A 12,589-nucleotide genomic window follows, 5' to 3' on the forward strand; every position below is an offset into this window, starting at 1 on the left:
TGTACCGCTGATCGGATCGACGCTGCTGACGGTCGGAATGAACCGGTGTGCGGATGTTGTGCGGAACCCGCGACAAACGCCCACCAAACGCTCACACTAGCGGGTTTCCACCAACAGCTTCTTGCTCGCGCCATGAAACCGCTGCTTCTCGTCCTGATCCACATGACCGATGATCGCCAGGCTTTGATCGAAGCCGTGTTCGACATCCTGTACGCGCCCGATGCGGCACGCCGCAAGTCGATGATCGAGACCGAAGGCGCGCGCATTCGCGCCGTGGTCACCAACGGCGCGGTCGGCCTGACAGCTGCCGAGATCGACGCCTTGCCGGCGCTGGAATTCGTGTCGGCTATTGGCGCAGGCTACGAGAAGATCGATGTGAAGGCCGCGAAGGCCCGTGGCATCGAGGTCACCAATGGCGGCGGCACCAATGCCGCCTGCGTCGCCGACCAGGTATTCGCGCTGTTGCTGGGTACGGTGCGCAAGGTGCCTGAGTACGATCAGGCCGTGCGCGACGGCCTGTTCCGTGAAGTGCTGCCGCTGCTGCCGAATTTTTCCGGCAAGAAGCTGGGCATCCTGGGCCTGGGCGAAATCGGCCGCGAAGTTGCCAAGCGTGCAGCGGGCTTCGACCTGCAGATCGCCTACTGCAACCGTCGCCAGCGTACCGACGTGGACTACCAGTACTTCGACAACATCCACGCGCTGGCCAGCTGGGCCGATTATCTGATCATCGCGGCACCGGGTGGCGCGGAAACCTTCCACCTGATCGACGCGACCGTGCTGCAGGAATTGGGCAGCAAGGGCTACCTGGTGAACATTGCACGCGGCAGCCTGGTCGATTCCGCCGCGCTGGCCGATGCCTTGCATCGTGGCGTAATCGCCGGTGCCGGCCTGGATGTCTACGAGACCGAACCCGCACCGCCGACCGAGCTGCTGGCCTGCCCGAACCTGGTGATTGCCCCGCACGTGGCCGGCCTGTCGCCGGAAGCCTTCGCGGCTGCGGATGCGCGCTTCGTGGAAAACGGCCGCCGCTTCTTTGCCGGTGAGCAAGTCACGCATTCGGTGCTTGAAGCCGCCTGAGCCTGAGTCGTGCCCACAGCCGGGGCCAGCTCACGATGCTCAGCAGATCGTGAACAGGCCCCGGTTTTCATTCAAAATATCGCCATGCCTGATTCCACGTCGCCTGCCATTCAACCGAAAAACCCCTTGCACGGGCTCACGCTCGAACAGATCGTGACGGCGCTTGCCGATCACTACGGCTGGGACGAACTTGGTCAGCGCATCGAGATACGCTGCTTCACCCACGACCCCAGCATCAAGTCCAGCCTGAAGTTTCTGCGCAGGACGCCGTGGGCACGTGAAAAGGTGGAAAGCCTTTATCTGTTCATGCTGCGTGACAAGGCCCGCAAGGGCGTTTGAATGCGGCCACGGGGCATGTGCGCAGCGTGCGCATTTGCCCCTGCTGCCCCGTTATTCCACGCTGTGCGCAAGCACCGGTTCACCCTCGATGGCGACCGACGCTCGGCCGTCTGGCCCCACGGGCACGTCACCTACCAGCGTGATGCGATACAACTGGCGATCGAAGTCGGTATCGAAGATATCCACCGGAGCCAGATGCGCCGTGCTGCGGTTGTCCCAGAAGGCAATCGAGCCTGCTTCCCATTTGAAGCGCACGGTGTATTCCGGGCGGATCGAATGCTCGAACAGCAAGGCCAGCAGTTGCTCGCTTTCGCGCGGCGTCAGGCCGATGATGCGCTTCAGAAACGATGGGCTGCTGTAGAGCGCGCGTTCGCCGGTTTCCGGGTGGACGCGCACCAGGGGATGCTCGCTGACCAGCGGGCGGGTTTTCACCTTGTCGGTGAATGACGCACTGGCACTTGCGCCTTCCGGCGGCGAGAAGCGATGTTCACCGCGCAAGGTGTCCACGAAGGCTTTCAGCGTGTCCGACAAGCCGTTGTAAGCCGCCACTAGATTGGTCCATTGCGTGTCGCCGCCAAATGGCGGAATGGTCACGCCACGCAAGATGGACGCGAAAGGCGGATTGACCGCCGCCGTGACGTCAGCGTGCCAGCCGGTCCACGGGCGCACCAGCTTGTCGCCATTGAAGCGTGACTTCAGGCGGTCGCGGCCTACTGAATACACCTCGGGGTGACCTTCCACATAACCGAACACCGGATGACCGACGGTCAGTTCTCCGAACTGACGCCCGAAGGCCACTTGCTGCGCGTGTGTCAGGTGCTGATCACGAAAGAACACCACCTTCCACTTCAGCAATGCCTCGCGGATGGCGGCGACTGCCATGGGACTGAGCTGATGCGTGAGGTCCACCCCGTCGATCTGTGCGCCGATGTGAACCGACAAGGGGGTGACGCGAACGGAATCAAGGTCGAGCCGGGCAAGGGTCGATGGCAGTGCGCTCATGCGGCGCTCCTTTCTGCAGAGATCGCGGACCGGAGATGCCGCGAATGACCGACAGATTCTGTGAGCGCTGCGCGCACTGCGTCCAATACCCAATTCTGCTTTGCAAATCCGCCGCGCCAGCCGACTTGCCTTACTTCGCCTTCAGGAAATCACCGACTTCCAGCAGCACCAGTTCATTGTCGTCCACCAGGTTAGGTCCACGGCTGCTGGAGAACGGCAGGTTGTTGTCGTTGCCGACCACGATGTGCGTGGCATCGACCACGTCCACGTTCTCGATGGTGAAGAACGGGAAACGCAATACGCCGTCGTGCAGCGGCTTGCGCGCGAGCTTCTGCGGGTCGGCGATCTTCAGCAAGTCGATGTAGCCGATCTTGCGCAACGGGCCACCCACGTTGGCGTCGGTCATCTCCACCTTGTAGACACGCTTGAATTTGGCGATGTCGTCGAAGCAGTCCTTGCGCTTTTCACCAGCGGGGCAGGCCTGGTCGGCAGACCCTTCGCTGTTGTCGCGTTCGATGATCAGGCCAGTGGTGCCGTCGATCATGTTGAAGTCGCCAATCGCGTAACCCGATTGTTCCAGCGGGTACATCCAATGGCGGCCGGTCCATTTGCTTGTGGCCACGTCGAATTCCAGCACGCGCAGCGCTTCCTTGCCGTCGATCTTCTCGAAATCCTTGGCCTCGGCATTCCACACCGGGCCTTCCAGCAGCGCATACAGTTTGCTGCCATCCTTGGATGCCGCCATGCCTTCGAAGCCCTTCGAGCGCTTGGTCTGGAACACGACTGCGCCACCCGGTGCGGCCGGGGTGGTCACCGACGGATTGTCCGGCGACTTCACGACCTTGCCATCGACCAGCGTGTCGTAGACCGCCAGCACTTTGCCGTCCAGGGTGGCCTTGATCAGATAGGGGCCGAACTCGTCACCGATCCACAGGAAACCGCCCGCGAACTGGAAGCTCTCCGGGTCGAAGTCCGCACCGGTCAGGTAACGCTTGGTCGAGCTTTCATTGACGATGCGAAACGGCACTTTCTGGTCCGGGTCGTGCAGGAAGACGGTGTTCTTGCGGTTGAACTTGCCGGTCTTGAAATCGACCTGGTAGTGGTTCAGGTACAGCATGAAGTCGGGCGAATTGGCTTTCGAGCCTGCGCCGTTGTCGGTCAGGATCCAGTAGCTGCCATCGGCCATGTGTTTGATGCCGGAATGTCCTTGCTGCGGCTGACCTTTGAAGGGCAGCGACATGCCGGTGGGGCGTCCGCCCGACAGACCTTCGACCGTGCCGACTTTGTTGACCCGGCTGCCGGTGGTGAATTTGCCGCTGAGCGCCATGTCGGACGGGGCGTCTTTGGGCGTGGCGACAAACGAGGCTGCTGGCAACACGGCATGACCGCTCAAGGTGGCGGGAAATTCCGGTGCGGTGTTCTGCGCGTGGACCGGCAGGGCGGCAGAAGCAAGCGCGAAGGCAAGGGTGGCGGCGAGGGCGGACAGAGAGTGGTTCATGGCTCGTTGCACAGACGGGAAGCCGCCACGATGCAATCGGCATGTGACATGACCGTGACCGGCTCTGTCCATTCTGGAAAGTGTGCGTCCACCAACTTGCGCCACATTGTCTGGCTGGCGTTGCTCGGAAGCCGCAATGTTGCATGGCGGGCGGCTGCGCCGGCGCGCATAATGATCGGCTTCCCTTTTGCCCGTGCCTGCACCATGACGCTCACTACCTGGCTTACGTTCACCCTTGCTTCGTGGGCCATTTCGTTTTCGCCGGGCGCGGGTGCCATCTGCGCCATGTCGTCGGGGCTGCGCTACGGTGCTGCCCACGGTTACTGGACGACGGTTGGTCTGGTGATCGGCATTGCATTCCAGGTCACCGTGGTCGGCCTGGGGGTGGGTGCCTTGCTGGCTGCGTCGGCCACCGCCTTCACGGTGGTCAAGTGGGCCGGGGCGCTGTACCTGATCTGGCTGGGTATCAAGCAGTGGCGGGCCGAGGCCAGCCCGGTGCAGTTAAATGCCGACGGTGTCGTCAACGAAAGCCGGTGGCAGCTGATTGCGAAGGGTTGCCTGGTCAATGCCAGCAACCCCAAGGGCACGGTGTTCCTGCTGGCTGTGGTGCCGCAGTTCCTGAACCCGGCCGCACCGCTGGCCCCGCAGTACCTGATCATCGGTGTCACGCTGGCATTCACCGACGCCGTGGTGATGGGCTTCTACACGATTCTGGCATCGCGGGTGCTGCGCCTGCTGCGCACGCCGCGTCAGATCCGTGGCATCAACCGCACCTTCGGCGGCCTGTTCATGGCGGCGGGTGCGTGGCTGGCGACGTTCAAACGCGCGGTGGTGTAAGCAGGGTCCACGTGATCGTGTGAGTATCTGCGGCGGGCAGGGCTGACAAGTGCCGTCCCGCTACCGCCTTCAAAGCGTGGGTGTTCCCACCGACCATGAAAACACCGGCCGCTCGCCATTGAGCACACTCGCCCCAATCGCCCGTTCCTTGTAGATGACCGGGTTGTGCGAGGCCAGGGTGCGGGCATTGCGCCAGTGGCGGTCGAACTGGTGGCGTCGGTCCAGTGCCGATGCGCCGCCCACTTCGAACAATCGTGTGGTGGCGGGCAGCACGATGTCCACCACGGCCACCTGGGCCTTGGACGCCAGCAACTCGATGTCCAGATAGTCTTCGTCTCCGGCATCGCCTGCCTGCGCCAGCGCTTCCAGGCGATCCAGTGCGCGTGCCACCGCCAGCACCGTGGCATCGGTGGCAAACGAGGTGCTGGCCAACTGGCCGATCACTTGTTGCACGGCGGTGTCGTGGCGCGGCAGCGTGCCGCTGCCGTGGCTGTAGCTGCGCGTGCGCGCCCGCACAAAACCTGCCGCGTCGCGCACCACCGCGCGGCCAATGCCGGCCAGGGTCGCCAGGTGAATGGTCTGCACAAACGCCGGTATGTAGGTCGCGTCGCCCAGGCGTGGCAGGAACACGTCGGCGTCTGCCACCGGCACATCCACCAGGCGGGTGGTGCCCGATCCCGTCTGCCGCTGGCCAAAGCCCAGCCAGTCGTCCGCGCGCTCGACGCCCGGGGCTTTGACGTCAACCAGTACGTTCACGGTCTCGCCGTCTTCCCGCTTGGCCAGCACATTGATCCAGTCGGCATACAAACTGCCCGTGCTGTAGGACTTCACCCCATTGATGACCCAGGCGTCGCCACGCTGATGCAGGCGCGTCTGGATATCGCCGTTAGGCACATTGCCCGGTTCGGTCACGCCACTGCCGACCAATGCGCCCTGCGTGATCCGCTGGAACCAGCCGGGCACGGCGTCGGATCGATAGATGCTGCGCAGCCGTTCCACCGACGCGAAGTGCGCGCGGAGTATCTGCGGCAGGTTGGAATCGGCCTCGCCCAGTTCGATCAGCAGGCGGAACAACTGCTCGAAGCTTGCGCCCAGGCCGCCGTGCTGCACCGGCACACGCAAGGTGCCGAAGCCTGCCTCGCGCAGCCATTGCACGGCCTCGAACGGACGCGTGTCGTCTTGCTCGCGCTGCACGGCGCTGTCGGCAATGCGGTCGAAAACGGGGTGGAAGCGGTCGGCGAGCTGCTTGTCTGACGGGGTGGCGGGCATGGCAACGGGGTCTTTATGAAAGAAAGTATTGGCGTGGTTCTGCGGTCACGCCACCCGTATTGCACCGTTGCCGATCGGCACTGCCAACCATCGATTTTCCATATCCTTATGGGAGACGGCTTCGCTTTGCTCCGCCGTTTCGCGCCCGCGCCGGCAGCGTGTGTGGTGCGTAAAACCCGCCCCCATCGATGCTCGTGCTTGAGGATAAGTCTGTGGACAAGCTGGGGGCAGCCTGTGCGCAATTCGGGATAAGTCTGTGTGCCTCCCTGGCAAGGCTGTGGACGACTCTGTGGATGACACTGTGAATAGCCGGTGTGCAAACTGTGGATAGCTGCAGGGAAACCGGTCTGGATAAGGTGCTTTCTCGGCCGGTGCGACTTATGCGCCACATCTGACGGCCATCTGGCGGTCGTGAAGTGAACCGCTGCCGTGCTCGACGGCCGGGCAGGTTAAAATGCCCGCCAAATGAGCCTCCTCAACGAAGTCGCCCGGCGACGCACCTTCGCCATCATCTCCCACCCCGACGCGGGCAAAACCACGCTTACCGAAAAGCTGCTGCTTTTCGCAGGCGCGATTCAGATCGCCGGTAGCGTCAAGGCCCGCAAGGCCTCACGCCATGCCTCGTCGGACTGGATGGAGATTGAAAAGCAGCGTGGTATTTCGGTCGCGTCCTCGGTGATGCAGATGGAATACCGCGACTGCGTCATCAACCTGCTCGACACCCCGGGCCACCAGGACTTCTCGGAAGACACCTACCGGGTGCTGACCGCAGTGGACGCGGCGCTGATGGTGATCGACGCCGCCAACGGCGTGGAACCGCAAACCATTCGCCTGCTGCAGGTCTGCCGCGCGCGCAACACGCCCATCATCACCTTCATCAACAAGATGGACCGTGAAGTGCGTGAGCCGCTCGACCTGCTGGCCGAGCTGGAACAGCACCTGGGCATGGACGCCGTACCGTTCTCGTGGCCAGTCGGCATGGGCCGTTCCTTCGGTGGCGTGTTCGACATCCGCCGCGACCGCATGCGCGTGTTCCGCTCGGGTGCCGACCGTGTCGGCGCAGACAGTGACGACATCATCGAAGGCATCGACAACCCGGAAATCGTCCAGCGTTTTGGCGACAGCTTCGAGCGTGCCACCGGCGAAATGGAACTGCTGGCCGATGCGTCGCAGCCTTTCGACCGCGAGGCCTTCCTGGCGGGCAAGCAGACTCCGGTGTTCTTCGGTTCCGCGATCAACAACTTCGGCGTGCAGGAAGTGCTGGACGCCCTGGTCGACCTGGCACCGCAGCCTGGCTCGCGTCACGCGCTGCAGCGCGAGGTCAAGCCTGACGAAACCAAGTTCAGCGGCGTGGTGTTCAAGGTCCAGGCCAATATGGACCCGTCGCACCGTGACCGCGTGGCCTTTGTGCGCGTGTGCTCGGGCCACTTCGAGCGCGGCATGCGTCTGAAAGTGGCGCGCAGCGGCAAGGAAATCCGCCCGAACAACGTGGTGTCCTTCCTGTCGCAGCGACGCGAATTGCTGGACGACGCCTACGCAGGCGACGTGATCGGCATCCCCAATCACGGGGTGTTGCATTTGGGCGACGTGCTGACCGAAGGCGAGGCACTGCAGTTCACCGGTTTGCCATTCTTTGCACCCGAATTGTTTCAAGCGGTGGAAGTTGCCGACCCTTTGCGAACCAAGCAGCTGCGCATTGGTCTGAATCAATTGGGAGAGGAAGGCGCGATCCAGGTCTTCCGTCCCGACGCCGGTGGCGCGATGCTGCTGGGGGCGGTCGGCCAGTTGCAATTTGAAGTGGTCGCGCATCGCCTCAAGTCCGAATATGGCGTACAAGCTCGGATGATGTCGTCGCGTTATTCGATGGCGCGATGGATTACGGCAGAAGATCCCAAGGATTTGAAAAAATTCATGGATGCCAACGCACAGCACATCGCGCATGACGTCGTCGACGCGCCGGCCTTCTTGATTTCATCGTCGGCCCAGCTTCGCGTGGCGCAGGAGATGTACCCCAAGGTGCAGTTCCATGCCCTTCGCGAGCACGGTGGCCAGGTATTCCAGACACGTGTAGGCGACAAATCCTTTGCCTGAGCAACACTTTGACAACCTGCGTGCGGAACGACGCGAGCCTCCCCCCAAAAAGAAGGGGAAGACCGCGTGGCAACGCATTCGTTTCCTGCTTCTGCTGTCGATCTTCCCGATTGCCGCAGCGGTAGGCGGTATCGTTTTCGGCCAATGGCTGGCGGTGCGCGCGCCGGTTGATCAATCTGCTGCGGCCGCAGCGGCGGCCAATGGTCCGGTCGATATCCGCAGTCTGCCGCTGGCCAATGGCAACGGCGTGCCTGAACCCCCACAACCGCGTATGGATGGCAGCCGTGGTGTACCGCCCCGCGTCGCCAATGCCAGCAAACCCATTCCGGTGGTGTCTGCTGGCGCAGCGGGTGCTCCGGTGCCGTCTGCACCGCCCGGTACCACCGTCAATCCCGGTGTGCCGGCAACCGTGGCTGGCTTGGTGAACGATCCCAGCCTGCACATTTCGACGGCGCCCTACGTGCCTTCGGCCACCCCCGCACCCGGCACGCCGGGTGGTCCAGCGGCGTTGCCGAGTTCAGGGGCGTCGGGTTGGATGCCGCAGGCCGATCTGTCGCCAACCCCACGAATTGGCGCGTATGCGCAGGTTGTACCGGTGACGGCAGGCGACAACAACGACCAAGGTGGCTTCCAGCCCATGCCGGTGTCGGACGCACCGCCGCCCTCGCAGGGCCTGTCGGTCAGTTCGCGTCCGCCCGCAGGTGCCAACATGCCTGCATGGCAGCGTGTGCTGCGCATCGCACTGGATCGTTGTGAAGCGCAAAGCAGTGGTCGCAATGCTTGTATTCAGCAGGCCCGCAACAACTACTGCGAAGCCAACCAGGGTTGGGGTGCAGTGGCCGAGTGTGGTCCGTAAAGGTTTTCCGGGTATCGCTGGCTGATGCGTGATTGAATCCGGCAGCGATGCTGTGCCGGGTTCGCCAGCAGCAAAATATTTATCCGCACAAATAAATCGGGCCGCGATCCACCTGAGTGGATCGCGGCCCGATTTGCATTCAGCCATCGTGTGCCGCGATTGCCGCGGCAACTGCCGATTTAGTGGCCGACGCCTTCGCCGTCACCAACCTGCAATTGCAGGTAGTTCTGGATGCCCAGCTGTTCGACCAGACCGATCTGGGTTTCCAGATAATCGATGTGCTCTTCGGTGTCGTCGAGAATCATTTGCAGCAGATCGCGGGACACGTAGTCGCGCACGCTTTCGCAATAAGCGATGCCTTCCTTGACGGTGGCCTGGGCAGCGGTTTCCAGCTGCAGGTCACAGGACAGCAGTTCCGGCACGTTTTCGCCGATCATCAGCTTGTGCAGGTCTTGCAGGTTGGGCAGGCCATCGAGCATGAAGATGCGTTCGATGAGCTTGTCGGCGTGCTTCATTTCGCCGATGGATTCGGCATATTCGTGCTTGCCGAGTTTGTCGAAGCCCCAGTGATTCAGCATCCGTGCATGCAGGAAATACTGATTGATGGCAGTCAGCTCGTTGGTGAGCTGCTTGTTCAGATACTGGATAACGGTCTTGTCGCCTTTCATGATGGCTCCCGGCAAATTCGAAAATCTCAAGGGCCGAAGAGTATCACTGGCAGACCCGAAAAAACCGTCCCGGATGTCATGTGATAACTGTCATCCAGAGCGGTAAAAATAGCTGGATGCTGAACAAGAATGACTCTGGTTTTCGACTCGGGAAAATCCGGGCTGAATGAGGATTAAGTGCAGTTTGGCGCGTGCGGAAGATCGGTGAATGGTGCCACGCAATCAAGCGGCGCAAACCATCGAGATTCGCGGGTGATTGCGGCGGGTGTTCAGCGCGCCGGGACAGGTGCCGAGGCAGGCACCTTGCCGAGTGATGTGGGTGTTGCGGGTGGTGCGGCGGGTGACGTGGCGTCGTTCAGGCGGCGCGCGCGATGATCTGGTGAACCGGATAGCGACGGGTCGAGATGTGCTCGACCGGCTTGGCGGTTTGTTTGATGCTGGGACGCACGCTGACGTGATTGGTGCTTACATGATTGGCGCTGACGTGATTAGCTTCACGCACCGCCGACAGCACGGCCACGGCGGCGTCATGGGTCTCGACCTCATGCACATTGGCACCCGCCAGATACGACTCGGCAGTGGCCGCACAGCAACCACAGCAGCTGGCGACGCCCAGTTCGAATTGCAGGTCTCCCAAGGTTTTTGCGCCATTGGCGACGCATTGACGAACTTGGGTCTCGGTCACGGCATTGCAGACACACACGAACATAAGCAGCTTCTTGCCGGCCAGACCGGTAGGGAAACACTAATGAGAATAAGTATTGATAAAAACCGCGTCCGACGCAAGCATTCCCGACGATCGGTAGGGTTACTTCAATGAGATGCGCTTTGTCACAGGGCGCTGGTACCGGTTGCGCGTTCCGGCAGGCCGCTGGGGCACAATGCACGCCATGCAAAAGCACCTGAATGCGTTGTTTTCGGCGTTGGTCGCGCGCGCCACGATTGATCCCCCTGCCAGCAGCCAGCCGTTCTTCCTGGATGGCCGGCAATGCGGCTGGGTGTCTGCCGATGTGCCTGCACTGTTGCGGGCCGGGCCAGCGCGGCTTGTCGCGCATGGCACTGGCTGGGCCTTGGCTACCGATACGACCACCGATGCCGGGCTTGCGTACCTGGCAACAAGCCTGCGCGAGCAGGGCCGGTTGCGTGGCTGGCGTGGTGAATTGCTCGATGTGCCCGACTTGAGCGGCGCCGTGTTGAGCGTGATCGAGCGCGCCGCTGTGCGTCCCTTGGGGATCGCCACCCGTGCGGTGCACCTGAACGCCTGGACGCCGACCGGCGAGCTGTGGATCGCCCAGCGGGCACTCGACAAGTCCACCGACCCGGGCATGTGGGATACCTTGGTAGGTGGCTTGGTCAGCGCCACGGAAAGCGATGCGCTGGCGCTGGAGCGGGAAAGCTGGGAAGAGGCGGGCCTGCCGGCTGCGTGTCTGAAAGATGCCGTCAGCATGGGCGAATACTGCGTGCGGCGGATTTTGCCCGAGGGTTATCAGGTGGAGTGGGTAGGGGTGACCGATGTGGTCGTGCCCAGCGACGTCACGCCCTGCAACCAGGATGGCGAAGTGGCACAGATCCGCACGGCGAGCACCGACGAGGTGATCGACATGATTGGCCGCGATATGTTCACGCTGGAAGCGGCGCTGGCAATGGGCCTGTCTTTCGTGCAGCGCGGTTGGCTGGCGGCAGAGGTGATGGCACCGGTGGTGCAGCGACCGGCTTGAATTTACCTGGGTGAACGCTGATAGTGGGCTCAAGCATTGCACTTAAACCGCGTTCAAACCCCGCTCAGGACGGTGACCCGGCGTCATACCAGGCCAGCAATGCCGCCTGAGCCGCATTGCTCAGTCCCTCGAACCGCACTTCGCCCTGATGGGTCACGATCGCCATCGCATACGGCTCGGCAAGTGCGCCCGCCTCGGGGCATAAGCGCTGTTCTTCGCCTGTGGACGGATGCCGTTTGCGCCAGAAATTGATGGCGCGTTCGAGTTCCGTCAGGGAAAGCGAAGCAGGGTGGCCGGCGTGATCTGGGGTGTCCATCGGCCCATTCTGTCAGATGTTTCGTGCTTGAGGCGCAACAGATGACGGGCACGGCAGGCAATCCGCTACGAGGGCGCGACACACTCCGATACCCGCGATACAGGAAGCGGTCGGGCTCGTAGCACTGTGCAAACATACACAGCAGTATGTTTGAGCCCTGTCTGTTTTGAGTGGGGTGCCACCATGGCCCACTATCCCGAAAATACGCCTGCCTCGCCGTCCCGCATGCACCCGCTGCTGGTAACGGCCATCGTCAGCTTCATTGCGCTGTGCGCAGTGGGCATTGCGGTGTTGACCGGCATGTTGCCATCGCCCCTGGCGCGCACGGTAGACCGTCCGCCTGCTTCAGTCGCGCTGGCCGAAGAAGCCGCCAGGGCCGATAAGGCCGCTGAAGATGCCCGCATTGCAGCCGAGCAGGCGCGTGCCGCTGCCGACGATGCCGCACGCAAGGAAGCCGCGTTGCAGGCCCCGCGTGGCCCTGTTGCACCGCCGCCGGCAGCCCTTGCTGCGGCACCGGTAGCTGCCGTCTGCAATAACTGCGGCGTAGTGCAGTCGGTCACGTCTTATCAGGTGAAGGGCGAGGGCACTGGCCTGGGCGCGATTGCCGGTGGCGTATTGGGCGGTGTGGTCGGCAATCAGTTCGGCGGCGGCAATGGCCGTACCGCACTGACCTTGCTCGGCGCTGGTGGCGGCGCGTATGCCGGCCACGAAGTCGAGAAGAATGTGCGCACCAACACCCGTTATCAGATGAAGGTCCGCATGAACGATGGCTCGGTCAAGACCTACACCAGTGCCACGCCCTTCGGCTGGCGCAACGGCGACCCGGTGCGGGTGGTCAATGGTCAGGTGGTGGCGCGCAACGCCGGTTGATTCTTGTGTCGCAAACGCAAACGACGCGCTGATCGCGCGTCGTTGCCA

At 62.6% G+C, this 12,589-nt stretch carries 12 protein-coding genes and 1 pseudogene; 7 read left to right on the forward strand and 6 right to left on the reverse strand.

Features of this window, described 5'->3' with window-relative positions; translation table 11 throughout:
- Positions 1-132: 132 nt before the first annotated feature.
- Together FXN63_RS00785 and FXN63_RS00790 are read left to right on the forward strand one after the other, a co-directional pair.
- The gene (locus FXN63_RS00785) at positions 133-1,077 is read left to right on the forward strand and encodes a 2-hydroxyacid dehydrogenase (protein ID WP_148811909.1); all 945 of its coding nucleotides are present in this window, start codon (positions 133-135) and stop codon (positions 1,075-1,077) included.
- Between the two features lie 84 nt (positions 1,078-1,161).
- Complete coding sequence (locus tag FXN63_RS00790) at positions 1,162-1,416, forward strand: VF530 family protein (protein WP_148811910.1); 255 nt, start codon at positions 1,162-1,164, stop codon at positions 1,414-1,416.
- A 51-nt stretch (positions 1,417-1,467) separates the two neighbouring features.
- Here FXN63_RS00790 and FXN63_RS00795 read toward each other — a convergent pair whose 3' ends face one another.
- A complete protein-coding gene (locus FXN63_RS00795) occupies positions 1,468-2,418 on the reverse strand; it encodes a TauD/TfdA dioxygenase family protein (RefSeq protein ID WP_148811912.1) in 951 nt (316 codons plus the stop codon).
- 130 nt (positions 2,419-2,548) lie between these two features.
- A complete protein-coding gene (locus FXN63_RS00800; RefSeq protein ID WP_148811914.1) occupies positions 2,549-3,916 on the reverse strand; it encodes an esterase-like activity of phytase family protein in 1,368 nt (455 codons plus the stop codon).
- A 204-nt stretch (positions 3,917-4,120) separates the two neighbouring features.
- Between FXN63_RS00800 and FXN63_RS00805 the strand changes: the two genes are divergently transcribed.
- On the forward strand, positions 4,121-4,753 hold the full coding sequence (locus FXN63_RS00805) for a LysE family transporter (RefSeq protein ID WP_148818794.1): 633 nt from the start codon (positions 4,121-4,123) through the stop codon (positions 4,751-4,753).
- Positions 4,754-4,822: 69 nt separating this feature from the next.
- Here FXN63_RS00805 and FXN63_RS00810 read toward each other — a convergent pair whose 3' ends face one another.
- Complete coding sequence (locus FXN63_RS00810; RefSeq protein WP_148811916.1) at positions 4,823-6,022, reverse strand: acyl-CoA dehydrogenase family protein; 1,200 nt, start codon at positions 6,020-6,022, stop codon at positions 4,823-4,825.
- Between the two features lie 465 nt (positions 6,023-6,487).
- On the opposite strand from FXN63_RS00810, the gene FXN63_RS00815 reads away from it, so the two are divergent.
- Positions 6,488-8,113 carry a peptide chain release factor 3 gene (locus FXN63_RS00815; protein WP_148811918.1) on the forward strand — a complete coding sequence of 542 codons (1,626 nt, stop codon included), beginning with the start codon at positions 6,488-6,490 and terminating at the stop codon, positions 8,111-8,113.
- Complete coding sequence (locus tag FXN63_RS00820) at positions 8,106-8,969, forward strand: hypothetical protein (RefSeq protein ID WP_148811920.1); 864 nt, start codon at positions 8,106-8,108, stop codon at positions 8,967-8,969. Before FXN63_RS00815 ends, FXN63_RS00820 begins: the two co-directional genes overlap by 8 nt.
- 179 nt (positions 8,970-9,148) lie before the next feature.
- On the opposite strand, the gene bfr is transcribed toward FXN63_RS00820, so the two are convergent.
- Together bfr and FXN63_RS26955 are read right to left on the reverse strand one after the other, a co-directional pair.
- Entirely contained in the window at positions 9,149-9,637 is a 489-nt protein-coding gene (gene bfr / locus FXN63_RS00825; RefSeq protein ID WP_148811923.1) for a bacterioferritin, read from the reverse strand.
- A gap of 511 nt (positions 9,638-10,148) precedes the next feature.
- Positions 10,149-10,346, reverse strand: a pseudogene (locus FXN63_RS26955) ((2Fe-2S)-binding protein); the annotation flags it as partial.
- Positions 10,347-10,527: 181 nt separating this feature from the next.
- Between FXN63_RS26955 and FXN63_RS00835 the strand changes: the two are divergent.
- The gene (locus tag FXN63_RS00835; RefSeq protein WP_246164993.1) at positions 10,528-11,355 is read left to right on the forward strand and encodes an NUDIX hydrolase; all 828 of its coding nucleotides are present in this window, start codon (positions 10,528-10,530) and stop codon (positions 11,353-11,355) included.
- A gap of 64 nt (positions 11,356-11,419) precedes the next feature.
- Here FXN63_RS00835 and FXN63_RS00840 read toward each other — a convergent pair whose 3' ends face one another.
- A complete protein-coding gene (locus FXN63_RS00840) occupies positions 11,420-11,671 on the reverse strand; it encodes a DUF3717 domain-containing protein (RefSeq protein ID WP_148811929.1) in 252 nt (83 codons plus the stop codon).
- Positions 11,672-11,854: 183 nt separating this feature from the next.
- Between FXN63_RS00840 and FXN63_RS00845 the strand changes: the two genes are divergently transcribed.
- Positions 11,855-12,541: a glycine zipper 2TM domain-containing protein gene (locus tag FXN63_RS00845; RefSeq protein ID WP_148811931.1), complete on the forward strand. Its 687-nt coding sequence runs from the start codon at positions 11,855-11,857 to the stop codon at positions 12,539-12,541.
- Positions 12,542-12,589: the final 48 nt, after the last annotated feature.

This window comes from Pigmentiphaga aceris (assembly GCF_008119665.1).
GTDB classification, from domain to species: Bacteria; Pseudomonadota; Gammaproteobacteria; order Burkholderiales; family Burkholderiaceae_B; genus Pigmentiphaga; species Pigmentiphaga aceris.